At 55.8% G+C, this 23,082-nt stretch carries 21 protein-coding genes and 1 pseudogene; 10 read left to right on the top strand and 12 right to left on the bottom strand.

What is annotated here, in order from left to right:
• Positions 1-190: 190 nt before the first annotated feature.
• Positions 191-1,255 carry a bifunctional transcriptional activator/DNA repair enzyme AdaA gene (locus tag MKY74_RS04865; RefSeq protein WP_076172150.1) on the top strand — a complete coding sequence of 355 codons (1,065 nt, stop codon included), beginning with the start codon at positions 191-193 and terminating at the stop codon, positions 1,253-1,255.
• A gap of 113 nt (positions 1,256-1,368) precedes the next feature.
• Here MKY74_RS04865 and MKY74_RS04860 read toward each other — a convergent pair whose 3' ends face one another.
• The 3 genes from MKY74_RS04860 to MKY74_RS04850 all read right to left on the bottom strand — a co-directional run bounded on the left by MKY74_RS04860 (position 1,369) and on the right by MKY74_RS04850 (position 3,797).
• Positions 1,369-2,490 carry a hypothetical protein gene (locus MKY74_RS04860; RefSeq protein WP_076172152.1) on the bottom strand — a complete coding sequence of 374 codons (1,122 nt, stop codon included), beginning with the start codon at positions 2,488-2,490 and terminating at the stop codon, positions 1,369-1,371.
• Between the two features lie 159 nt (positions 2,491-2,649).
• Positions 2,650-3,108, bottom strand: coding sequence for an SRPBCC family protein (locus tag MKY74_RS04855; protein ID WP_076172154.1), 459 nt, complete (start codon positions 3,106-3,108; stop codon positions 2,650-2,652).
• A gap of 92 nt (positions 3,109-3,200) precedes the next feature.
• Entirely contained in the window at positions 3,201-3,797 is a 597-nt protein-coding gene (locus MKY74_RS04850; RefSeq protein ID WP_244169306.1) for a TetR/AcrR family transcriptional regulator, read from the bottom strand.
• A gap of 265 nt (positions 3,798-4,062) precedes the next feature.
• On the opposite strand from MKY74_RS04850, the gene MKY74_RS04845 reads away from it, so the two are divergent.
• From MKY74_RS04845 to tpx, 3 genes are all read left to right on the top strand, one after another.
• Complete coding sequence (locus MKY74_RS04845) at positions 4,063-4,236, top strand: hypothetical protein (RefSeq protein WP_167372886.1); 174 nt, start codon at positions 4,063-4,065, stop codon at positions 4,234-4,236.
• 39 nt (positions 4,237-4,275) lie between these two features.
• Positions 4,276-4,812, top strand: coding sequence for a DinB family protein (locus MKY74_RS04840; protein ID WP_076172156.1), 537 nt, complete (start codon positions 4,276-4,278; stop codon positions 4,810-4,812).
• A gap of 165 nt (positions 4,813-4,977) precedes the next feature.
• Complete coding sequence (gene tpx / locus MKY74_RS04835) at positions 4,978-5,499, top strand: thiol peroxidase (protein ID WP_076172158.1); 522 nt, start codon at positions 4,978-4,980, stop codon at positions 5,497-5,499.
• 301 nt (positions 5,500-5,800) lie between these two features.
• Here tpx and MKY74_RS04830 read toward each other — a convergent pair whose 3' ends face one another.
• A complete protein-coding gene (locus tag MKY74_RS04830; RefSeq protein WP_076172160.1) occupies positions 5,801-6,214 on the bottom strand; it encodes a MerR family transcriptional regulator in 414 nt (137 codons plus the stop codon).
• Between the two features lie 438 nt (positions 6,215-6,652).
• On the opposite strand from MKY74_RS04830, the gene MKY74_RS04825 reads away from it, so the two are divergent.
• The 4 genes from MKY74_RS04825 (at position 6,653) to MKY74_RS04810 (ending at position 10,240) form a co-directional block, all read left to right on the top strand.
• Entirely contained in the window at positions 6,653-7,315 is a 663-nt protein-coding gene (locus MKY74_RS04825) for a hypothetical protein (RefSeq protein ID WP_144025446.1), read from the top strand.
• Positions 7,316-7,396: 81 nt separating this feature from the next.
• On the top strand, positions 7,397-7,828 hold the full coding sequence (locus MKY74_RS04820) for a hypothetical protein (RefSeq protein WP_076172164.1): 432 nt from the start codon (positions 7,397-7,399) through the stop codon (positions 7,826-7,828).
• Between the two features lie 99 nt (positions 7,829-7,927).
• The gene (locus MKY74_RS04815; protein ID WP_244169307.1) at positions 7,928-9,091 is read left to right on the top strand and encodes a winged helix DNA-binding domain-containing protein; all 1,164 of its coding nucleotides are present in this window, start codon (positions 7,928-7,930) and stop codon (positions 9,089-9,091) included.
• Between the two features lie 255 nt (positions 9,092-9,346).
• A complete protein-coding gene (locus MKY74_RS04810) occupies positions 9,347-10,240 on the top strand; it encodes a helix-turn-helix domain-containing protein (RefSeq protein ID WP_432206616.1) in 894 nt (297 codons plus the stop codon).
• Between the two features lie 39 nt (positions 10,241-10,279).
• Here the strand turns inward: MKY74_RS04810 and MKY74_RS04805 are convergent, their stop codons facing one another.
• On the bottom strand, positions 10,280-10,657 hold the full coding sequence (locus tag MKY74_RS04805; protein ID WP_076172167.1) for a winged helix-turn-helix transcriptional regulator: 378 nt from the start codon (positions 10,655-10,657) through the stop codon (positions 10,280-10,282).
• 262 nt (positions 10,658-10,919) lie between these two features.
• Here MKY74_RS04805 and MKY74_RS04800 point away from each other — a divergent pair.
• A pseudogene (locus MKY74_RS04800) lies at positions 10,920-11,213 on the top strand (NAD(P)H-dependent oxidoreductase); the annotation flags it as partial.
• Between the two features lie 363 nt (positions 11,214-11,576).
• On the opposite strand, the gene MKY74_RS04795 reads toward MKY74_RS04800, so the two are convergent.
• Positions 11,577-12,224, bottom strand: coding sequence for a FusB/FusC family EF-G-binding protein (locus tag MKY74_RS04795; protein WP_076172169.1), 648 nt, complete (start codon positions 12,222-12,224; stop codon positions 11,577-11,579).
• 701 nt (positions 12,225-12,925) lie between these two features.
• Here MKY74_RS04795 and MKY74_RS04790 point away from each other — a divergent pair.
• Complete coding sequence (locus MKY74_RS04790; RefSeq protein ID WP_076172172.1) at positions 12,926-14,461, top strand: ABC-F family ATP-binding cassette domain-containing protein; 1,536 nt, start codon at positions 12,926-12,928, stop codon at positions 14,459-14,461.
• A gap of 131 nt (positions 14,462-14,592) precedes the next feature.
• On the opposite strand, the gene MKY74_RS04785 is transcribed toward MKY74_RS04790, so the two are convergent.
• From MKY74_RS04785 to MKY74_RS04760, 6 genes are all read right to left on the bottom strand, one after another.
• Entirely contained in the window at positions 14,593-16,419 is a 1,827-nt protein-coding gene (locus MKY74_RS04785; protein ID WP_076172174.1) for an APC family permease, read from the bottom strand.
• 195 nt (positions 16,420-16,614) lie between these two features.
• Positions 16,615-18,033, bottom strand: coding sequence for a hypothetical protein (locus MKY74_RS04780; RefSeq protein WP_076172177.1), 1,419 nt, complete (start codon positions 18,031-18,033; stop codon positions 16,615-16,617).
• 76 nt (positions 18,034-18,109) lie between these two features.
• Positions 18,110-19,084: an aldo/keto reductase gene (locus tag MKY74_RS04775; protein ID WP_076172179.1), complete on the bottom strand. Its 975-nt coding sequence runs from the start codon at positions 19,082-19,084 to the stop codon at positions 18,110-18,112.
• A gap of 99 nt (positions 19,085-19,183) precedes the next feature.
• On the bottom strand, positions 19,184-20,053 hold the full coding sequence (locus tag MKY74_RS04770; protein ID WP_076172182.1) for a DMT family transporter: 870 nt from the start codon (positions 20,051-20,053) through the stop codon (positions 19,184-19,186).
• A gap of 216 nt (positions 20,054-20,269) precedes the next feature.
• Positions 20,270-21,676 carry a YfcC family protein gene (locus MKY74_RS04765; RefSeq protein WP_076172185.1) on the bottom strand — a complete coding sequence of 469 codons (1,407 nt, stop codon included), beginning with the start codon at positions 21,674-21,676 and terminating at the stop codon, positions 20,270-20,272.
• Between the two features lie 19 nt (positions 21,677-21,695).
• Positions 21,696-22,877: a M20 family metallopeptidase gene (locus MKY74_RS04760; RefSeq protein WP_076172188.1), complete on the bottom strand. Its 1,182-nt coding sequence runs from the start codon at positions 22,875-22,877 to the stop codon at positions 21,696-21,698.
• Positions 22,878-23,082: the final 205 nt, after the last annotated feature.

Below are 23,082 nucleotides of genomic sequence, written 5' to 3'. Positions count from 1 at the left end.
AAATTTTTTTTGTTAAAACAAGGGATGCAGCGGGAATTTAGCCACGGATGGGGGCTGCTGGCTCCGACATTACGGCGTCCTGTTGAAAAAGAACGATGATTTAAAAATCAGTGCCCGATTTTCGGCGGCGGAGATCTGCAGGGCTGGTCTATAATAAGAATAAAGGATGATGAAAAAAAGGAGGCCGGTCATGATTACGGCTGAACATAAAATGGAGTATTATCAGGCGCTGCTCGATAAAAAGTCGGAGTACGAGGGGATTTTCTATGTCGGGGTCAAAACGACGGGAGTGTTCTGCCGCCCGACGTGCCCGGCCAGAAAGCCCAAATATGAAAACTGTGAGTTTTACGAGACCGCGCAGGAGGCGCTGCTCGCTTCTTTCCGGCCCTGTCAGCGCTGCCGCCCGCTGTCCCATCCGAATCACGTTTCGCCGGTCGTCCAGAAGCTGGTCGAAGCCGTCGAGACCTATCCGGAAAAACGGTGGAAGGAACAGGACTTTGATGAGCTCGACATCGATGCCTCAACGGCGCGGAGGCAGTTCAAAAAACGGTTTGGCATGACCTTTGTGGAGTATGCCCGCGCCCGCCGCATGGGGCTGGCATTCAAGCAGATCCGGTCCGGCCAGGCGGTGATCGACGCCCAGCTGTCGAGCGGGTATGAATCCGGAAGCGGATTCCGGGACGCCTTCTCCCGCATCATGGGGGCGGCTCCGGCTAAATCCGCAGACAGCCGCATCCTGCGCGCGGCATGGATCGATACGCGCCTCGGTCCGATGGTCGCGATCGCCGACGAGGAGGCGCTGTATCTGCTGGAGTTTGTGGACCGGAGGGGCCTCGAGCGGGAAGTAGAGCGGCTGCGCCAGCGGACGAAATCGGCGATCATCCCGGGCGTCACCGCTCCCATACGCTCCATCGAGCAGGAGCTGACGGCTTATTTTGACGGGAGTCTGTCCGTATTCACCACACCGCTGCATCTGATCGGCTCTCCGTTCCAGAAGTCGGTCTGGGCGCAGCTGGTGCAAATTCCGCCGGGCGAGACCCGTTCCTACTCCGGGCTGGCCGGGGCTCTCGGCAAACCGAAGGCCTTCCGGGCTGTGGCCCAGGCTAACGGCGCCAACCAGCTGGCCCTTGTCATCCCCTGTCACCGCGTTATCAATGCGAGCGGCGACTTGGGCGGTTACGGCGGTGGACTGACGCGTAAAAGCTGGCTGCTTCAGCATGAGAAGCAGTTTCTTTCAAACCAGCGGCAGCATTGATCCGGAGCGTTCCCTGCTTATATAAAGGCACGCCGATTACGAAAAACAGGAGTCCCCTTGAGGTCCAACGACCGCTCGGGGACTCCTGTTTGCTTTGTCTGCGCATGCTTTGCCTATGCCTGCTGCTCCCCGCCGCTGCCCGTAAGCACGAGGCTGGCGGAAGCCGTCTCCTGGCCGTTGACCAGCAGCACGATCCGGTGCTCGCCCGGATAATGGCGGCGCGTCGTCAGATCGGCCCAGGAATGGGTTCGCGTCCCCGACAGGCGGGAGCCTCCGGGTACGGTCTTATCCGACAGCAAAAACGCTTTGCGTGATATTTTGCCGCGGGCTTTGACAAAGTCGATCCCGTATTCCACCCGGATATGGGCCGGCTGCCCGTCCCGCACGCGGATTTCGTAGTAAAGCTCTGTGCTGCCCCCGACCGCGACCTCGGACGGCTCTACCGTCAGCGAAGCGGCGGACGCCAGCGGTTCCTCCGCAGATGACTCCGCATAGCCGAACAGAGCCATCGCTTCCGGATGGGACTTCTTGATCAAGGTCCGGCAGCCGTGACGGATAATCCAATCGGTATGCGGATGAGTACCTTTCCAGCGCCGCGCTGTCTCCAGCACCACGTCAGAATGGTCCTTCGCGATGTCGTTCAGGTTGTTGGCGACGCTCTTGCGGACATAGAGCGACGGGTCCTGCTTCAGCAGCTCCAGCACGGGCAGCACCGGCGCCGGATCCTTCTTGAACATCGGCAGGGCCTGTCCCCACGGCAGCCGCGGCCGGCTGCCTTCGCTGGCCAGACGCCGGACATGCTCGTCCGGATACTGCGCCCAAACCGTCATCTGGCGCATCATCCGTTCCGGGTCCCGCAGCAGAAAGGGCCTGACGGCAAACTCCGCCGACGATTTGGACGTGAAGCGCTCGAGCGCCTTCATTGAAAGGTCCCAGTGCTCCGGCGCCTGCCCGAACACTTCCACGAAATCGGGAAAGAACAGGTACGGAAACCCCGCACAGTGTTCGTCGATCGCGAAGAGCACCTCCAGCGCCTCTTCATATCGGGCGGGCAAGTGATCGCCCAGCTTTTCGCTGATCCGCCGCATACGGGCTTTCAGCTCAAGTTCCTGCCATGTGTCGTCCATGACATCTTTGACAAACTTATCTGTATCAAATGCGGCGTGGGCCGTATGAACCTTCGCCCCGAACCCCCGTAAAAATTCCTCATTGTATACTGCCTTCAGCTCAGCCATCAGCAGACCTCCTCCTGAAGTTATTATAGTAAGCCGCAGCGGAGGAGGAAATCAACACTCCAAGTCGTCTTACCGGCCTTACGGCTCCTTCGATTCAATCAAGCGATTCAAGTGCCGGAGTTTTACTCAATGATCAATTCGTTGAGGCCATGCTTTCGATCAGTCTGCAGCCAGCTGCTGCCGGATGTGGTCCGCTGCCTCCTCCCAATATGCCTTCATCTGCTCACGCTGCTGCATATCCGTCAGCTTTTCCTGATGGAAGCTGATCGTCGTTCCCGTCTTGGCCTCCAGCAAGCGGATCTGGACCGTGGAAGGATGGGGCCAGCCGGGCCGCTGCCAGGTCAAGCGGATTTGCTCCCCGGGTTTGACGACCCGAATCTCGCCGTGGTTTCCTTCCTTGGACGTATACGTCGTTCCCGGCTTGAATTCAAGGGCCGGAAGTTTTCCAAGCCATACCATCATACCCTCCGGGGAAGTCAGCAGCGACCACGCCGCCTCCCGTGATACCGGAAACGTTCTCCGGACGCCGACCTGAAACCCGGCAGCGGCGGTCAATCCCACGGGCTTCGCTGCATCATCCGCAGTGGGTACCGCCAGCTTGCTTGTTGATTTGCTCATTGTCACCGCTCCTCGCAATGTAAAAAATAGTTGCTTGGCCTGCCCCATTTGATTGAGCATCCCGTCCCGCCACCCGGCTCCTTCTCTCGCTCTTAAATCCGTTCGTTCATCGGAGTCAGGGCATCGACGAACAATGCGATGCTCGTCTGCAGAAACTGCTCTTGGGACACGGCTGTAATCAAATCCGCGTTGTGCAGACGGGAAATGAAGGCACCGTAATTCATCCACATAAAAGCCATAGCCTGCGCCTCGGAATCTATGGCCTTCACCTTCCCCTGCCGGTGCATTTCCTGGAAGTACGCCGTCAGCAGCTGCTGCAGCTGCCGCGGATGATCCTGCGCCCGGTCGCGCAGATCGGACAGCTCCGCGCTGCGCAGCATGACCAGCACCAGCTTCCGGTTCCGGTTCATGATGTCATGGTAGGCACGGGTTATCCGCAGCAGATCTTCACGCAAGCTCCATGTCAGCCGGGTGGAAAACAGCTCCTCCATCTCGCCCGCATAATGAAAACGGTCGATCGCCTGTTCCAGCAGCTGCAGCTTGGTGCCGAATTGGCGGAACAGCGTCATCTCGCTCACCCCCGCCGCTGCGGCAATTTCCTTCGTGGTTACTCCCTGATATCCCTTCTCGGCCATCAGGTCAATCGCGGTCAGCATCAGTCTGTCCCGGTTGGTCGTTGATTCCGTCATTGTGTCAGCATCCTTTGGAGTCGTCATCCGGATAATGTTAGTAATCACTAACATTCCGTTGATTCATTGTAAAACCTCCACGCGCCCGTTGTCAATAACTGGGATATAACAAAAAGATGACTTTTCCCATTAAAAACAATCCTATCGCCAATTCGTCCGAGCCTTGAGCCAAAGCTTCGCATTTATAAAATCGTGAAAAATACGCATTGACTTTGACACTATGTCAACCTTTTAAGATGGGTAGGAAAGGAGATGAGAACATCCTATGAGGGAAAATAAACAAGGGAATCCGCTGGGGCAGGAATGGAAACAAACTGAGGGGCATCTTTTACCGGTGAGCGTCATCGGGCTAGGCATGATGGGGTCGGCGCTGGCCCAAGCCTTTCTGAAGGAGGGCCGCCGGACTACCGTCTTAAGCGGACCTTCGTTCGAAGTATAATAAGTTTCCAAATTCAACGAAAAGCAGGGTGATTAGCACATGTTTACTAGTTTGCATCAATTTATCGATGAGTGGAAAATGGAAGCGGCCCTCACACAGAAGGTCCTCCAAGTCCTGACGAACGAGTCTCTTCAGCAACAAGTGGCTCCAGATCATTTCACTTTGGGGAAACTGGCGTGGCATATAACACTATCGGTTCATTACTTTTTGTCCGCAGCGGGGCTGGAATTCCAAGCGGAAGGAAATTGGCTGGAATTCCAAGATCAAGGAAAAGATAGCGATCAACCAACATCGGCAGCTTCCATCACAGAGGCCTATGATCGGACGAGCCGTGCGATGCTGGATGCGCTGCAGACGCAATGGAACGATGTGACGTTAAGCGAAACCCGGAATATGTGGGACACGATAGTACTACCCATTTCTGCAGTGTTGCGTTTGCTGATCCAGCACCAGGCCCATCATCGTGGACAAATGTTCGTGCTTATGCGTCAAGCCGGATTGGTGGTACCTGGCGTTTACGGCCCCAGTCGCGAAGAGCGGCAGCAGAGAGGTCGGAATGCAGGGCCTAAAGCTTAAGCTCGAGCATTTATGACGTGCTCATTAAAGAAATTATCCAAAGGTTGATGAAATCCAGCTTTGTAAGCAATGCTGACAATACCGTACAGTACGTTGAATATTTAGGCGAAATGACAGAGCGTCCTTCCCATTATATCCATTAAAAAAATAAGGAGGCCGTGTACAATGGCACAAGAACGTACCGGTGTAGCAACAGCTCAAGGCAACCCGCTTACTTTAGTAGGACCTGAACTGAAGGTCGGAGACAAAGCCCCTGACTTCAAAGTTAGCAAAAATTTGTTAGAGCAAGCATCCTTGGCTGATTATGCCGGGAAAGTCAAACTAATCAGTGTCGTTCCTTCCCTGGACCATACAGGTGTATGCGACGCTCAAACCCGGCGTTTTGACGAGGAAGCCGCAAAGCTTGGCGATAACGTGGTTGTCCTGACCGTCAGCGTGGATCTTCCTTTTGCACAATCCCGTTGGAGCAGTGCTGAAGGCATTGACAATGTAATCATTTTATCCGATTATAAAGACCGCAGCTTTGGCCAATCATACGGCGTTCTCATTAAGGAAATTCAATTGTTGATGAGATCCGTTTTTGTAATCGATGCTGACAATACCGTTCAATACGTTGAGTATGTGGGCGAAATGACAGAGCACCCTAACTACGAAAATGCAGTTGCTGCCGTTAAAGCTCTCGTTTGAATACAACTTCCATTAGAAAAACGTCTATCGACGTACCTTCAAAGAAGACAGACCGCGTTTAAAGGTAATTTTTCTTGCAATATCAGGAGCAACGGCTCTGAAGTTTACACTTTGATATTATAAAAAGAACAGCGGAGAAGCCCGGCTTCCCCGCTGTTCTTTTTGCTAAATAAATCAAAGCCTGAACACGAATGCAGCCGATACATTTTTGTGTGCTTCATATCTATCGTTCATTCATCCATCGTGTACATGCCATCCGTTTATCCATATTGTAAATCGGCCCTTCCTTAACCCTTTTTGTTCATATAGATTGGTTTGATTGCTCGGCTGAGTTGCTCACTGTTCCTTTCAACGTTCTCTGGCGTCTCATTTGTTCAATACGCTGCTCCAATTTCAGCTGTGCAACAGTGAGCGCTTGAATTTGCTGTAAGATTTCTGCATGTTTTTCCTCATAGGCACCGAGCAACTCCTCACAGAAATCATCGCTGTCGTAGGCATCATAATTCTCATGACAATTCAATATTCCATTAATTTCCCTCGTCGACAGACCGATGTCTAAATAAATCTGTATCGTTTTGATCCGTTTAACATCAGATTCGTCGAATTCACGATAATCATTATCCATACGTTTTGCTGTCAACAGATTTTTCTTTTCGTAATATCTGATCGATCGAGTGCTGGCACCGGTCGCTTTGGATAGCTGGCCTATTTTCAAGGTATCGCCCCTTTCATTCAAGCAGATTCCCAATGTCCATACCCATCATCTGAATGTTGGGTCGCCGTATTTTTTTGATTAGCGACAGCTCCTGCTCAAAGGAATCCTTTTTCCACTATTCCCCCCATTATACTGCATCGTTGTCTACGCAGACAGCGCCTCACCCACTGCACTGCGATATACGACAAGTCCTTTTGTTCATTGCGTGATTTCAGGTATATCGGCAATATACCAGCTTTAAAGGATCGCTGGAATTGAACTCTACTGCTTTTGCATCGTTCCCCAATAACATGTTAATGTTGAGGCATCTGCCCCAAAATCCCAATAACTGGATCTCAATAAACTGTAGAATCGCATATCAGACACTTCATTCTGACAACTCTCCATGAAAAAGAGGTGATGATGATCGCTGCATTCGTGAATAAGGAAGCAATAGCCTTGTCGCATATTCTTTGGATCGGCGGCCCTCCGGATTGTGGTAAAACGACGGTTGCAGACCTGCTTGGCTCAACATACCAGTTACAGGTATACCACTTCGACCGGTATGAAATGGATCATATCCGTCGCGCGGATCCTGAGCGGCATCCCGCATTGTTCGCGTTAGGAGCCAAACTTGCGGATTTGGATGAGAAGGCGTTTCTGGAATGGTTATGGCTGTCATGCACGCCAGCGGAAATGGCTGCCAATGGAAAATCGGTTTGGTTGGAGCGGCTTCCCATGGTTATTGAAGATTTGCGTGCCATGTCCGCGGATCGTCCCATCATCGCAGAGGGGCCCGGCTTTTTTCCGGAAGCGCTCCTCCCTTTATTACCAGATCCCCAACGAGCCATATGGATGGTGCCGAGCGAACCCTTCCAAAGGGATTCCCATCATCGGCGTCTCAAGGGGCAGCGGCGTGCCGAAGTTCTGGATGACCATGAGCTTGCCCAGCAGAACCACATCGAACGTGACCTGCTGTGGGCCGAGCAGTACAGACAGTCTGTAAAGGAACGGGGACTGCCCCTCATTGAAGTAGACGGCTCCAAAGGACCGGAAGAAGTCGCTGCCGAAGTCGAAGCCTATTTTAAAAAACTTCTCCCGCCTCCAAATGAGCAGCTGTGAATGGTTCCGCTTGATACACGGGGGTCGTCCAGTAAAGGGCCCGATCCCTGTGTATATTTACCTTTTCGGGGAGGGTTCCGCATGATTCGGTTTTGTTATGTATTGTGGACAGGCCTGTCTCTGGCCTTGTGCGCTTTCGGCCTGCTTGCCTTCTGGCCATGGTACGGTCCGGAGCAAGAGTTTCCCTTGTTTCAGGATATCGTCACGGTCATGTTGTTCCTGAACTCTGTTTCGATTTTGTGCTACTCGCTGCTTCTGCAAGCCGTTTCCAGGTTAGTTGCAGCATATTGGAAGCCGCGGCCTGGGGTCCTGCCTCTTGTATGGTATGTTCTGGTGTCCTGCCTATTGCTGTTCTATCTGAATCATAAAAGCATATCGGCCCGGCCGACGCTGATTCTGCTTCTCTCGGTACCCGGCCTGCTGCACTATTGGATTTCCACCATGCTCCGTATTTTGGCATCCGTCCCGAAAACCCACAGCGATCCACGGGACGAGGATCACAAATTCCTTTGACCGCACTCTCCAAACCCTGACATATTGTTGTCAGCGTTGATGGCTATACTGAGGATATAAGAACGTATAGACCATGAACCTTAAGGAGGCGCTGCCGTCGTGACCGAGCCGATGCCCAAGCCAACCGATACATCCCTTTTTACGAAAAATGTTCCCCAGGTACTCAGCCGCCGGGCCTTGAACCGGGCCCTGCTCGAACGGCAGCTCCTGCTGCGCCGGGCAGAGATGCCGGTGCTTGACGCGCTGCGGCATCTGGCCGGCATGCAGGCCCAAGCCCCGATCCCGCCGTATTACGGCCTGTGGGCCCGGCTGGATGGCTTCCGGCACGAGGAGCTGTCCCGGCTGATCGAGACGCGTCAGGCCGTGCGCATCGTGATGATGCGGTCGACGATCCACCTCGTGACGGCCGAGGACGCCCTGGCGCTGCGCCCGGTCCTTCAGCCCGCGTTGGACCGCGGCCTGAAGGGAGGCTACGGCAAGGAGCTGGCCGGCCTGGATACCGGTGCGGTCGCCGCAGCCGGCCGGGCCCTCGTAGAGGAGGCCCCGCTGGCCTATGGCGAGCTCGGCGCCCGCCTGCAGGAGCGCTGGCCGGACCGCAGCCCGGCCGCGCTCGCCAACACGGTGCGCACGCTCGTGCCGCTCGTGCAGGTGCCCCCAAGGGGCCTGTGGGGCGCCAGCGGCCAGGCCCTGCACACCACCGCGGAAGCGTGGCTGGGCAGCCCGCCCGCGGCAGCTTCCAGCTCCGGACTCGAGGAGCTGGTCCTGCGTTACCTGGCCGCCTTCGGGCCGGCCTCGGTCAAGGACATCCAGGTCTGGTCCGGGCTGACCCGGCTGAGCGACGTCATCCGCCGGCTCGGGCCAAGTCTGCGGACCTTCCTGGATGAAAAGGGCGTCCTGCTGTACGACCTGGCGGACGCCCCCCTGCCGGCGGAGGATACACCCGCACCTCCGCGCCTCCTCGGCGAATTCGACAACATGCTTCTCTCCTTCGCCGACCGCTCCCGGATTATGGATGAGAGCTACCGCCGCCGCATCTTTACGGTGAACGGCATCATCCGGGCAGCGGTGCTCGTCGACGGCTTCGTTTGCGGCATGTGGAGCCTGGAGCGGAACAAGCAGTCCGCCGAACTCGTGATCAAGCTGTTTGAGCCTATCTCGGACACCGATCAGGAGGCATTGGCCGACGAGGGCCGCCGCCTGCTGGATTTCGCCGCAGCGGATTGTCCGAACCGGGGAGTTCACTTCAACCTTTCCGAGCTCTAACACCGAAGCCTAGCTAGTGGTTGCTGTAGTGTGTCTTCTTTGAAAAACAAAGGGGAGCACGACGGCCCTTAATGAACGAATTGACTCCCCACATGGAAACCGCCCCGCAACTTTCCCGTTCGCATCCGAGCATTCCCACGTCTCCCATATTCCAGCCCGAATGGCCTGCCCATCCCGGGCTTTTTCGCATGTTAGCAAGAACGGTCAAAACGCACCCTCTCCCATCTGCTATGCTGATATCAAAGGAGGGGCACGCTGGTGTATTCAAATCAGATTCAACACAGCATCCGGTTCATGGAGGAACAGCTTCACGAGCCGCTGACACTTGAGCAGATCGCTGCACAGGCCGGATTCTCGCCGTTCCATTTTCACCGTCTGTTTCGCAGGGAGACCGGGCTGAGCATCGCGGAATATTTGCGCAGCCGCCGGCTGTGTCTCGCCTCGCGGATGCTCCTGTACTCGGAGGAGCCGATCATCGGCATTTCGCTGCAATGCCATTTTGAGAGCCAGGAGGCGTTTACCCGCGCCTTTAAAAAAATGTACGGCATGCCGCCAGGGCGATACCGGAAGATGTTCAGCCTTCATGCCCAGGCCCATGCCGCTCAAGGAGGAGAAAGGAACATGATTGAGGAATCGATGGTAAAAGGCTGGGTGCTGAGCGGCAGCCACCCGCATCAGTATGAAATCGGCCTGGACCGTCACAACGTCCATCAAGGGAACGCCTCGGGTTATTTGAAAGCCGTCACCCCGGAAGGCCCGAACGTGTTCGCCACGATGATGCAGCAATTTAAAGCCGATCGGTACCTGAAACGCAGAATGCGCTTCTCCGGCTTCGTCCGGACAGAAGGGGTTACCGAGTTCTGCGGATTGTGGATGCGGGTCGATAATCAAGCCGAGGACGTGCTTCGGTTTGACAATATGAACAACCGCCGGATTGTGGGCGACACGTATTGGAACCATTACGCCATCGTGCTTGATGTCCCGGACAATGCCGCGACGATTTCGCTCGGCGTGCTGCTGATGGGACCGGGGCAGGTATGGGTGGACAGCTTCCGGTTTGATGAAGTCGACGAGAGCGTACCCACCACGAATTTGGAGGTCGTCTACGAGCTCCGGGACGAGCCATCTAACCTGACATTTGAAGAGTGACATCTAATATACAGTAAGGGAGGGCCCTCAGGCCCTCCCTTACATATTTCCGTCCGCTTCGGAGGCGGTATCCTCCTTGGCGGCATTCGCCTTGAATTCCATATGCTCAAAACCCCAGCTGCACATATCGTGGAGCACGGATCTTAGCGACTCCCCATGTTCCGTCAAGGAGTATTCTACCTTGGGAGGAACCTCCTGATATACCCTCCGGTGGATCAATCCATCCTGCTCAAGCTCACGCAATTGGTTGGTCAGCATGCCCTGTGTAATATGGGGAAGTTGTCTGCGCAGCTCCCCGAACCGTTTCGTCCCCTGGTGCAGCAGTATAAACAAAATGAGCGGCTTCCACTTGCCTCCGATCGCCTGCAGCGTCGTGATGATTCCTCCCGTGTTTCCCGTCCCGTGGTCCTTACTCATCTCGCTAGCCCTCCCCTTTCCTACCGAAGCGGCAGTGCTGTCTTTGCTGCCATTGTACCAGAGTACACGGAATGGTGACAGTACTCTTTTAAATCGTACATAGTATGATTTTTCGTACTACTCGGCAATACGCTGTCCTGATCCAGAGTACGGTTTGCAAGACTTAGTCTGTTTAAAATGCGTACTTTTCAAAGCGGCGGTCTTGAACAATACTGGGGGTGCATCATTCATACCGCATACCACCCGAAAGGATGATTTTGAAATGAAAACCATGGTCATTGTATCCCACCCGGATCTGTCCAAGTCCAGAGCGAACCATGCGCTTCTCGAAGCTCTGCCGAAGCATACCGATATCCACGTCCGCGATCTGTATCAGGAATATCCGGATTGGCAGATCGATGCGGACCGTGAGAAGCAGCTGCTGCTTGCTTACGACCGGATTGTTCTCCAGTTCCCTTTTTATTGGTACAGCTCACCACCACTTCTCAAAAAATGGTTTGACGATGTACTGACTCCCGGCTGGGCTTACGGCCCCGGAGGCGAGCATTTAAAGGGCAAAGAATTCATCGTCGTCACTACCGCGGGCGGCACAGATAAGTCATTTCAGGCCCGGAGGAGACAACTGGTTCACGATCAGCGAGCTGTTAAAACCGATCCACCTTACGATTGCCCACTGCCACGGCACCTTCCTCCCCCCGTTCGTGGTGTACAATGCCAACCGGGCCAGTCAGGAGCAATTGAAGGCAGAAGGCATCCGGTACGCCGAGTATATCCAGACGCCTTCGCCTGTACTGGTTCACTAAACCGTCTCCTGATAGCTCAAAGGGAAAATAAAAACGGGCAAGGCCTCTCGGCCTGCCCGCTGTATTTCTCCCGGAATCAACCCGGATTCTTCTGCATTTTACGCATGGTCAGCATGTTAGTTCAACACATCCTTCATAAACCGCTCCAGTTGAGACACATCGGTAATATTCTGGTTGCACTTGGCGCTGTCGATGCACATATAATTTCCGACCCGACCGAAATGGTCCAGTGCCGATCCTTTCGCTTTCGTCTGCGCGGTCACGAAGGCCACCTCTTCATGCTTGTTGCAGAGACAGCAGACCCCCTTCTTGTTCGTCGGGGTGAATCGGCCCTCAATGCCTGTCATTTTCCCGTCCAGGTTGTAGACGATGAACAGTTTATTCGTTGAAATGTCGGTCCAGCCAATATAGGTCAGGAAGCGGAAATCGAGCTCGGCCAGCGGTGGAAGCTTCAGCTTTTTAATTTTGGGATAAAGCTTCTTCAGCTGCTGTTCCGTTACCTGCGGAAAGGCCGTGACGTATTGCTCCAGCTCGCTCAAATAAGCCTGGAATTCTTCGGCACGGTTTAGCGTCGGAATCCGGTCGAAGAACCGCTTCTGCTCCTCCGTCGCAGTAGGGGACATCTCTATGACCCGGGTCCAAGTCGTGTGCCGGATCGCGGATATGACCTTCTGGTCGGCTGTGGTCTTGATGTTATATTCAAGGCGCCCCAGCAGGCGCTTGATCAAATTATACTCGTGGTTTTCCATAAATGGCGTTAGCATGTGTTTTCCTCCTCATTTCACCAAAAAACGGAGTACCTCAAATAAGGCACTCCGCCGGTATCGAAAAAAATACGATGCGAGAAGTTCCTTGTATTAGGTCAAAAGGGCATACGTATCCCGTGAACGAACTCACGAAATTTTTGCACTTTTGCCGGCTACAAGCAAACAACTGCCACTTATGGATTCCCCTTTCGAACTTCTGCACATACATCGACATTATAAATTCTCATGTCAGCCTTGTAAAGATATCTCCGGGTAAAGGATTCTTAACCGCCTGCGGCGGGTTGGAGAACTAAGCTTTCCCAGGGCAGGTGTCCGATTGACAACTGCAGGAAGCCTCGCTTATACTGTGTGGCGTAACGATAAACTTGAATGAGGTGGAAAGGTAATGGAAATTTTGTCTACTGTTCTTAGAAGAGAATTGGCTTGATACGGGAGAAGTCTGCCCTTTTTTAGCCATCTCGAGAACAGTCGATATGATTTCCACATCTTTTCCAGCTTTGGTATGTAAGCGGGTAGGGTGTGTTCACCTTACCCGCTTTCTGTATATTAAAGCGGGACTGTAAGATACCTAATCGCCAGGTACAGACCTCTAGGGCCGGAGTATCTTGCAGTATTTACAATCGAATCGTCACGTCATTTCGCTGTCCTCCTGATGGCTTCATTTGTTCGCAATCAATGAAACCTAAGGAGAGAGAACCATGAGCCTATTAAATGTCACGAATCTTACGCATATGTACGGAGATCAAATCACGTTTCGCCATATTGAGTTTCGCCTGCTGCCGGGCGAGCATGCCGGACTGGTGGGCATGAACGGCGCCGGCAAGTCGACACTGTTCCGCCTGCTGACCGGAAGCCTGCTGCCGGAGGAAGGGCGGATCGAGTGGTCGCCGCGCGCCCGGGTCGGCTTCCTGGAGCAGCACATCTCGCTGCAGGAAGGAATGACGGTCCTGCGGTATTTGGAGCGGGCCTTTCAGCACTTGTTTGACATGGAACGCGAAATGAATGAAATCGCGGCCCGATTCGGTGAGGCGGGAGACGGGCTTGACGCGATGCTCAGGCGCTACGGCGAGCTGCAGGATGGGCTGGAGCAGGCCGGCTTTTATGCCATTTCCGCCAAAATTGAGGACGTGGCCCGTGGGCTGGGTCTGGCCGAGATCGGCCTGGACACCGACGTTAGCCGCTTAAGCGGCGGCCAGAAGACGAAGCTGCTGCTTGCCAAGCTGCTGCTGGAGGAGCCCGATGTGCTGCTGCTCGACGAACCGACCAACTACCTGGACGCCGTGCATATCGAGTGGCTGACCGGCTACTTGAAAAAGTATCCGCACGCCTTTATCGTTGTGTCGCATGACGAGCATTTCCTGAACGAAATCACGAACGTGATTTTTCATCTGGCCCATCAGACCTTGAAACGCTACACGGGCAGCTATGCCGCGTTCCAGAAGCAGTATGCGCTCGGCCAGAAGCAGCAGCAGGCAGCCTATGAGCGGCAGACCCGGGAGATCGAACGGCTGGAATCCTTTATTAATATCAACCGGGTCCGCAAGGCGAAGCAGGCCAAGAGCCGCGAGAAAATGCTGAGCCGGATCGAGCGGGTCGAGAAGCCGGGTGACGGCCCGGCGCCCCGCTTTGAGTTCCGGGCGGAAGGAAACCTCAGCGGCTCGGTGCTAATCGAGGCCAGACGGCTTCAAGCGGGATACGCGGTGCCGCTGTTCCGGCCGCTTGACCTTACCGTCAAGGGCGGCGACAAAATCGCCATCATCGGGGAGAACGGCGCCGGCAAGTCCACGCTGCTGAAGACTCTGCTCGGCGGCATCAACGCACTGGGCGGCGCCGTAACCGTTCAGAACACGGTCCGGACCGCCTATTACCAGCAGGAAGACACCCCGTCTTCGGACACGCCGCTGCAGTATGTCTGGTCCTTGCGTCCGGATTTGACGGAGAAGGAGATCCGCCGCACGCTGGCCATGGCCGGCCTGAGCGCCGAGCATATCCGCAAGCCACTGCGGACGCTGAGCGGAGGAGAGCAGGCTAAGGCCCGGCTCGCCGAGCTGATGCTCACCCGGAGCAATCTGCTCGTGCTGGATGAGCCGACGAACCATCTGGACGTCCGCGCGAAGGAGTCTCTGCAGAGGGCACTGGCCGCCTACCCCGGCACCGTGCTGCTGGTGTCCCACGAACCCGCCTTCTATGAAGACTGGGTCACGGACATCTGGCGGGTGCAGGATTGGAAGTAAGACCAAGAGGCAAGGCGCTCAAGGCTCAATCACAGATGCAGTAAGGTTTCGCAACTATTGATCTTCAAGGAAGAAGCTGCCGCACCGGAAGAACCCGGTCGGCAGCTTCTTTTGTGTAACGGGTAAAGCAGCTATTTTTTCAAATGGTACGGCACCGTGGTGACGATGATATTTTTCCGGTAGAGCAAAAAGGCACGGATCAGCAGACTCGACTGGTTATGCAAAATGTTGTGCCAGCTCTTCTTAGGGATAAACTGCGGGATAAGCACCGTCACCCGGTAGTGCGACTCTGAAGCTTTGTACTCCACGGTATCTACGAATTTCGTCAGCGGCTGGATAATACTGCGGTAAGGCGACAACAGCGTCACCAGCCGAATGTCGGGCTGCCACTGCTTCCACTTCTCCTCCATCTTCCGCTCCGATTCCCGGTCATAGGCTACGTAGACAGCGATGATCTGGTCGGGTGACAACGACTTGGCGTAATTGATCGAGTTCTCCACCACATGGGTAATCCCGGCGACGGGTACGATCATCACATTGCCTTCGACGGGAAGGGCCGGCTCGCAGGTCGTAATCCGCAGCTGATCCCCGACGGCCTCGTAGTGCCTTTTGACCGCATGAAATATATAAACGATCAGCGGCAGGAAAATGAGCACAGGCCACACTTGGCCAAACTTGGTAATAAAAAATATCATCATGACCGTGAAGCTGATCAGCGCACCCACAAAGTTGATGATCAGCTTGCCCAGCCAGCCTTTCGGCTTTTCACGAATCCATTTGACCAGCATCCCCGTCTGGGCCAGCGTAAACGGAATAAATACCCCCACCGCATATAGCGGGATTAAATGCTCCGTGCGTCCCTTAAAAGCGATGATCAGAATGATTGATGCCGTGGCCAGAAACATAATGCCGTTGGAATACCCGAGACGGTCCCCGCGAACGGTAAACATTCGAGCGATGTATTTATCCTTGGCCAGGTTGACGGCGAGCAGCGGAAAGGCGGAATAGCCGGTATTAGCCGCAAGGACGAGAATAAGGGCGGTTGTCGCCTGGATAAAATAATACAGGAAGTTCCTCCCAAAGGTGGTGGAGGCGATTTGGGATACGACCGTTTCTTTTTCATTCGGTACGATCCCGTAATAGTAAGCGAGAAAGACGATGCCGGCGAACAGGATCGCCAGCAGCGTGCCCATCGCCATCAAGGTTTTGGAGGCATTGTTCGGCGCCGGGTCGCGAAAGTTCGGAATGGCATTGGAGATGGCCTCCACCCCGGTGAGTGCCGAGCTCCCTGAGGCAAAAGCCCGCAGCAGTAGAAACAGGGAGATCCCGGCCACCGGCGTGCCTATTGGCGCGTGCAGGGTTGGGGGCACCTGTCCGGTTGCGATTTTGTACAAGCCCACCCCGATTAGAATAAACAGCGCCAGCACGAACAGGTAAACCGGATACGCCAGAATGGAAGCCGATTCGGTAATCCCGCGCAGGTTCAGAATGGTAATCAGAACGACCAGCGCACAGGCGATGACCACATTATACGGGTGAAGGCCGGGAAACGCCGACGTAATAGCATCCGTCCCGGACGACACACTGACCGCCACCGTCAAAATATAATCGACCAACAGCGAGCCGCCGGCAATCAGTCCCGGATTGATCCCCAGGTTCTTCTTGGAAACGACATACGCTCCACCGCCGTGGGGATAAGCAAAGATGATCTGCCTATACGATAAAATGAGGGCCAGCAGCAAAATCAGAATGCCGATACCGATCGGGATCGTGTACCAGAAGGCTACCGCACTGACCGTTACCAGCACGAGCAAAATTTGCTCGGGACCATAGGCAACAGAGGACAGCGCATCGGAGGACAGGATGGCCAGCGCCTTGGTTTTATTCAGTTTTTGCTCACCCAATTGGCCGGACTTCAGCGGGCGGCCGATCAGAAATCTTTTGACGGCTGACAACATGAATAACACCTCGATCTCTGTCGATAGTATGGTTTCCTTAGGGTATCCCTTTCCCAGCCAAACGACTCCGGGTATATCTAGGAATCCCCTCCCCAAACATTTAAACCGCCGCAGGGCATGAAACAACAAAAAAGCCTTCCGTTTTAGGAAGGCCTTGTGTGAATGGATCGAGAGGCAGGAATTATCGAAGCCCGGCTACACCAAAAAGATCGCCACGGCCGTAGTCACCGCCAGCCCGATCAGCACGGGCTTCAAGTTCCGTCTCGCCAGCTCGAACGGGCTGACGCCGCAAATGGCCGCGGCGGGAATCAGCGCCCAGGGGATCAGCGTACCGCCGCCGACCCAGATCGCCGCCACCTGGCCGAGGGCCGTCAGCGTGGCTGCATCGGCATGCGTGGCGGCCGCGAACAGCTGGGCGATCGAGCCGGCGAGCGAAATGCCGGAGAAACCGGATCCGTCGAGTCCGGTGATGGCCCCGGTGATCGTCAGCGTGACGGCACCCACCGCTCCGTTCAGCGGCACCACATGCGCCAGTGCGGCGCCCAGATCGTTGACGATGCCGTTCGAGGATTCCGGCAGCACCTTGCCGAAGAGGTCGGTAAACGCCGCATCGCCGAGGTAGAAAAAGGCGGCGATCGGAATGACCGGACCGAATACTTTAAACCCGAAGGTGAAGCCGTCGATCAGGTAAGAGGTGACCTTCTCGAGACCTTGGTTCCGGTGCGAAAGCAGCGTTACCGCGTTCAGAATCAGTACGGCCGTGCCGCCTACGAGCGCTGTGGCGTCTCCGCCCTGCAGCTTCAGCACAAACATGGCGGCTACGTCGATCAGGAACAACACCGGGATGATGACGGCCAGCCACACCCTCACGCGTGCAGTAAGCGGCGCTGCCGATTCTTCCGCTCCCCCGCCTTCGCCCGTAAGGGTACCCGCCCCTCCGGACCCGGTGACGAGACCATCCCGCCATGTGCCGTTCTTCATGTCCCTTCGCATCATCCAGTAGGCCGTCACGGTTGTCACCAGGCCCATCACGATGACGAGCGGAACGCTCGCTTCCATGACCTGCGATACGTGAAGTCCCGCCGCGTCGGCGGTCAGTTTGGGCGCGCCCTGAATAATATAGTCCCCGGAGAGCGCGATGCCGTGCCCGAACAGGTTCATCGCGATGGCCGCGCCCAGGGCGGGCAGACCAACGCGGGCCGCGACCGGAAGCAGCACCGCCCCGATCAGCGCGACCGCCGGCGACGGCCAGAAAAACAAGGACGTGACCAGCATGATGAGTCCGATTCCCCAGAAGGCGACCGCCGGCGTCCGGATGAACCGCGTCAGCGGTGCAACCATCGTCTCGTTAATGCCGGTGCGGATCAACACCCGGCTCATCGCCACGATGATCGAAATGATCATGATGGTGCCCATCAGCTCTTTGGTCGCATAAATAAAAGAATTAAAGATGCCCGACACTGAGCCGCTCAGCGTCTCGGTCGCCAGCCATCCGAGCACGAAGATGCCTGCCACGCAGATCATCGTCGTGTCCCGCCGCTTGATCAGCAGCGCCATAATGAACACGATAAACGCCAAGTACACATAGTGTAAGGCCGTTAAATGAATGACCATACCGGTCACACCCTTCCCCTGCTGCAATTGTGCTATATGCTATGCGGGGGCCTGGGCATGTGTTCATGTCTATGGCTCAGGACAAACGGTAGGTGGCGAACGGCTCACCGTTTCGGAACGGCTCGCTGATGCGGTCCAGTTCTTGGATCGTCTCCGCGCTCAGGGTCATATCTACGCTGCGCAGGTTGTCTTCCAGCTGACTTGTGCGTGTCGCCCCAACAATGACGGTCGAAACCGCCGGACGTCCCATCAGCCAGGCCAGTGACAAGCTGCTTGGAGCTAATTCCAGACCGGCAGCCAGCCGTCCAACCTCCTGGCCAAGCTGGATGTTGCGGTCAATGACAAACCGGCTGAAGTTCGGATCGGTATCGGCCCGGGATTGCTCCGGTGCCCGGTTCTCCAGCGAATATTTTCCGGTGAGGATGCCTCCGGCCAGCGGAAAATAAGGGATGATGCCGACGCCTTGATCCAGGCACATCGGGACCAGATCCCGCTCCGGCGTCCGGTCTGCAAGCGAGTAGCTGACTTGTGTGGACACGAACCGGTTCAGCCCTTTGGCTTCGCTAATGCCGATCGCCTTCATCAGCTCCCAGGCGGCATAATTGGACGCGCCGATGTAGCGGACTTTGCCGGATCGGACCATATCGTCCAGCGTCCGAAGCGTTTCTTCCAGCGGGGTATGCGGGTCAAACGTATGAATCTGGTACAGGTCGACGTAATCCGTGCGCAGCCGTCTCAGGCTGTTCTCCAGCTCCTGCATCAGATGGTACCGGGAAGAACCGCGGCCGTTAGGGCCCTGCCCCATGACCAGCCCGGCCTTGGTGGCAAGCACCGCCTCCTGCCGTCTGCCTTCCAGCGCCAGGCCGATGATGCGCTCCGACTCGGTTCCGGCATAAATATTGGCGGTGTCGATAAAGTTCACCCCGCGATCCAGCGCGTGGTGGATGATCCGGATGGAGGTATCCTGATCCGCCCGCTTTCCGAAGGCGTTCGTGCCTAGTCCCAGGACGGATACTTCCAGTCCGGTATGGCCGAGGTAACGGTATTTCATCAGTTCATTTCCCCTTTACGATAAAGTGAGTGTTCAGCGGCACGTCTTGAGTCTTGAGATATTGTGCAGCCCAGGTTCATATTCCTTGCTCCTCGGCCCTTATCTTTCCGCCGATGCTTCCGCCTTCGGCTTCCCGCCCCCGTTCACGAGCCAGATCCCCAGCAGCACAAGCACAATGCCAACCGCCACGACGGAGTTCAGGCTTTCCTTCAGGAACAGGCATCCGCAGACGACCCCGACGACCGGCACCAGCAGCAGCGAGATCGAGGCTTTGCTGGCCTCCACCTTGGACAAAATGTACGACCACATCACAAAAGCCAGCGCCGATCCGACGACGCCCGAAAACACGACGTACACGGCCGGCATGACGCCCCAGTGGCTCTTCCCGTGCTCGAAGATTACCGAGTACAGCAGCAGTCCCGCTGCGCCGGCCACCATCTGCCACGTCGTAAACTGGAGCATGTCGCTGCCTGCAAGCTTTCGCTTGATGAGAAGGTTGGACAACGCCCAGGACAGACCTGAGGACACTGCGAGCAGCAGCGCTCCTGTGCTGCCTCCCCAGTGGGCATCCATGGCGATGAAGAGTCCGATGATGCCGATCATAATGCCGGCGAGTTTGCGCAAACGCAGCTTTTCTCCCGGAAGCCAAAAATGGGCCATCAGCGTCAGCCAGAGTGGCATGCTGTACGTGAGGACCGACGTCAGACCGGCGCTTAGATCCTCCAGCGATATCTGGATCGCCAGGTTAAAATACATCGTCTGCAAAATGCCGCATACGATATACCACTTCAAATCCTTCCAGCGGGGCAGCGGCACCTTGCGGAAATAACAAACCGCCAGAAGTACGAGCGCCCCAAGCGCAAAGCGGTAGCCGGCAAAAAGCACGGGCGGAAACACGCCGTTGGCCAGCTTCATAAAAACCCAATTGAAGCCCCATATTAAACAGAGAAGACCGATCAAACCATTCATGTTCACACCCCGGATGTCTGAGATTGAAACCCCCGGCCGCAGGGTGCCGTCCGGTGAACCCTGCCTGCGGCAGTTTCAGCTATCTTTCATGTTAGTCCAATTCCGGACCCATGGGAAGAAAGAAAAATCGCACCTCCATGCGGTTGGCACGGCGGTACGATTGGATTCCTTGCGGATTTTGCCCTGGCACAGACACGGCGATCCGCTTCTGTAAGGCTAGTATTTGATGATGTTAGCGATCACGATCAGAATCGCCCCAATAGCGATCCACATGCACATCAGGGGCCAGAAAAATTTCACCCACTTTTGATATGCGATGCCGGATACGGCCAGGCTTCCCATCAGCGCCGAGGACGTTGGCAGAATCATGTTCGTGATTCCGTCCCCAAGCTGGAAGGCGAGCACCGTCGTTTGGCGGGTAACGCCCAGAATATCCGACAGCGGCACCATGATCGGCATCGTCGTCACTGCCATCCCGGTTCCGGACGTAATAAAGACGTTCATTACGTTCTGGAACACGTACATGCCGAGCACTTGAACGGATCCCGGCAGCTCGCCGACCACAACGGCCAACCCGTTTACGATCGAATCGATGACGTCGCCTTGGTCCAGCACGACCATAATTCCCCGGGCAAAACCGATGATCAGTGCGCCATACGTAATCGACTTGGCGCCTTTAACGAATTCCGAGGCGATCCGGCTCGGACCGTAACCGGCGCAGAAGCCGGACACGATGCCCATGGTGAGAAACAGCGCGGCGAGCTCCTCCATCCACCAGTCCTTTTTCGATACGCCCCAAATCAGGGAGGCAAACCCGATCACAACGGTGGCGATGGTCAAATAATGCTTAAGCTGCATGGGAGGCAGCTTGGAGAAGTCGAGCTCCTGCTTGTCCGCATCCTTCTCCAAATCCTGGACAAGGCTGCGCTCCGGATTTTTCCTCACTTTACCGGCGTACCGGACAATATACAGACTGGTAACCGTAATCAGGCACACGAGCAGGATGATCCGCAGCCAAGCACCCGAAAACATCGGCACCTGGGCGATGGCCTGCGCCAAACCCACATTGAACGGGTTCAGAATCCCTGCGGTGAACCCGCATGAGGCGCCGAGGGAGATCATCGCGGTGCCCGTCAGGGCGTCAAACCCGAGCGCCCGGGCAATGGCGATGCCGATCGGCACGAAAACCATGACCTCGGTCGACATCCCCATCGTGAAGCCGGCGACCGAGAAGAGCGTAATAAAGATCGGGATGACCCAGCGGCCCTTGTTCGAAAACCTTTTGGCGACCCGGCCGGTAATGGCTTCGATCGTCCCCGTGGAGGAAATAATTTCGAAGGTGCCACCGATAATCAGGATAAAGAAAACGACATCCGCCGAGTCGATCAGCCCGTGCACAATCGCCTTCGGTATGCTGACGATGCTAACCGGACTGGCCTCCACCTGGTGGTAGGAACCGGGAACGACCAGGGATTTGCCTGTCGCCTTGTCCTCGGCCCGGTCGAACTCCCCGGCCGGAATGACGTAGGTGAGCGCCGTGGCCACCAGCACAAGGAAAATCAAAATGACATACGTATGAGGCATTTTCAACCATTTGCGGGATGCAGTATTAGTGGTGTTCATCGGTCTATCCCTCGTTTCTCTACGCTTTCCATTGCTCAAATTCGCTGCGGACCTCGCGCAGCGCTTCCTTGTCGGTACACAAATCGTAAGCCGTCAGCGCCAGCGCCTTGGCCGCACGGTTCAATTCGATCATGCCTTCCTCCGAACCGGCCAGCGCAGCGAATTCCGGCGTATGCGTCGTAGCGTCACCAAGCCGGATATACGGGTGGATTGCGGCAGTCATCTGGCTGACGTTGCCGATGTCCGACGATCCGACTCCGCCTTTCTCCGGCGGGTCGTTCACTTCAATGCCGAGGTCCTCCAGATTGCGGGCGAACAACCCGGCCAGCGCCTTGTTGTTGTTGCGCTCTGCATAAATCAGCCCCTCGGCGATGTCCACGGTAGCACCGACGCCTTCGGCTGCGCATCGGACGGCGCGGTACACTTTTTCCCTGACCGTCTCCAGCTCCTGAACGGTGGAAGCCCTGAGGATGAACACCGCCTCGGTCAGTTCCGGCACGACGTTGGGCGCGTCCCCGCCTTTCGTAATGATGCCGTGTATCCGCACGTCCTCTTTCATAAACTGCCGCAGCGAGTTGATCGCCACATACGCGTTAACCAGCGCATCCAGCGCGCTGATGCCCTTTTCCGGCGAGGAGGAGGCATGCGCCTGCTTCCCGTGGAAGGTAAAGGTCGCATCCACGCAGGCGAGCGCTCCGCGCAGCACCATCGTTTTGTTCTGCGGATGAACCATCATGGCCGCGTCAACGTCATCAAAGACACCGTCCTGGCACATGATGATCTTGCCGCCGCCCTCCTCTTCGGCCGGGGTGCCCAGCACCACGATTTTGCCCGGGAGCTCCGGGCATGTATCCTTCAGCGCCAGAGCCGCTCCAACGGCAGCCGTTCCGATCAGATTATGCCCGCAGGCGTGGCCGATGCCCGGCAGCGCGTCATATTCGGCGAGCAGAGCGATCGTCGGTCCGCCCGGTGTTCCTTCCCAGGTTGCGCGAAAGGAGGTCTCCAGTCCGGAGATGCCTTTTTCTACGGTAAATCCCGCTTCGGCCAGCGGCTCGGTCAACCACTGCTGCGCCTGATGCTCATGGAAGCTCAGCTCCGGATTGGCATGGATTTTCAGCGAAATCTCCCGCAGCATGGCGTCACGCGCGTCAACTGCCTGAATCAGCTGCTGTTTTGGTTCTTTTTCTTGCTGTGCACTCATGGCTATCCCACCCTGTCGATATAAATGTTCATGAAGCCGTCATTGGTTCCGGCATTGTTTCGTATATTTATGCATTAATATGTATTAAATAATAAGGGCAGCCGCAGGAAGATGTACAATCAAGATTTTTTCGCGCTGGACCTAAAGAATTTTTATGTAGCGTTTCGTTTCATTCAGATTGGATAAAAAGAAGCCCCGCCCGATA

The sequence above is a fragment of the Paenibacillus sp. FSL R5-0378 genome, from assembly GCF_038009285.1.
Lineage (GTDB): Bacteria > Bacillota > Bacilli > Paenibacillales > Paenibacillaceae > Paenibacillus_AQ > Paenibacillus_AQ favisporus.
The sequence above is the reverse complement of the archived record's forward strand: the minus strand, read 5'-3'. Positions and strand labels throughout refer to the sequence as shown.

Bases quoted from the DNA above. Each gene is read 5' to 3' on its own strand.
- MKY74_RS04865 (WP_076172150.1), top strand. From the start codon at position 191: ATGATTACGGCTGAACATAAAATGGAGTATTATCAGGCGCTGCTCGAT.
- MKY74_RS04860 (WP_076172152.1), bottom strand. From the start codon at position 2,490: ATGGCTGAGCTGAAGGCAGTATACAATGAGGAATTTTTACGGGGGTTC.
- MKY74_RS04855 (WP_076172154.1), bottom strand. From the start codon at position 3,108: ATGAGCAAATCAACAAGCAAGCTGGCGGTACCCACTGCGGATGATGCA.
- MKY74_RS04850 (WP_244169306.1), bottom strand. From the start codon at position 3,797: ATGACGGAATCAACGACCAACCGGGACAGACTGATGCTGACCGCGATT.
- MKY74_RS04845 (WP_167372886.1), top strand. From the start codon at position 4,063: ATGAGGGAAAATAAACAAGGGAATCCGCTGGGGCAGGAATGGAAACAA.
- MKY74_RS04840 (WP_076172156.1), top strand. From the start codon at position 4,276: ATGTTTACTAGTTTGCATCAATTTATCGATGAGTGGAAAATGGAAGCG.
- tpx (WP_076172158.1), top strand. From the start codon at position 4,978: ATGGCACAAGAACGTACCGGTGTAGCAACAGCTCAAGGCAACCCGCTT.
- MKY74_RS04820 (WP_076172164.1), top strand. From the start codon at position 7,397: ATGATTCGGTTTTGTTATGTATTGTGGACAGGCCTGTCTCTGGCCTTG.
- MKY74_RS04805 (WP_076172167.1), bottom strand. From the start codon at position 10,657: ATGAGTAAGGACCACGGGACGGGAAACACGGGAGGAATCATCACGACG.
- MKY74_RS04795 (WP_076172169.1), bottom strand. From the start codon at position 12,224: ATGCTAACGCCATTTATGGAAAACCACGAGTATAATTTGATCAAGCGC.
- MKY74_RS04790 (WP_076172172.1), top strand. From the start codon at position 12,926: ATGAGCCTATTAAATGTCACGAATCTTACGCATATGTACGGAGATCAA.
- MKY74_RS04785 (WP_076172174.1), bottom strand. From the start codon at position 16,419: ATGTTGTCAGCCGTCAAAAGATTTCTGATCGGCCGCCCGCTGAAGTCC.
- MKY74_RS04780 (WP_076172177.1), bottom strand. From the start codon at position 18,033: ATGGTCATTCATTTAACGGCCTTACACTATGTGTACTTGGCGTTTATC.
- MKY74_RS04775 (WP_076172179.1), bottom strand. From the start codon at position 19,084: ATGAAATACCGTTACCTCGGCCATACCGGACTGGAAGTATCCGTCCTG.
- MKY74_RS04770 (WP_076172182.1), bottom strand. From the start codon at position 20,053: ATGAATGGTTTGATCGGTCTTCTCTGTTTAATATGGGGCTTCAATTGG.
- MKY74_RS04765 (WP_076172185.1), bottom strand. From the start codon at position 21,676: ATGAACACCACTAATACTGCATCCCGCAAATGGTTGAAAATGCCTCAT.
- MKY74_RS04760 (WP_076172188.1), bottom strand. From the start codon at position 22,877: ATGAGTGCACAGCAAGAAAAAGAACCAAAACAGCAGCTGATTCAGGCA.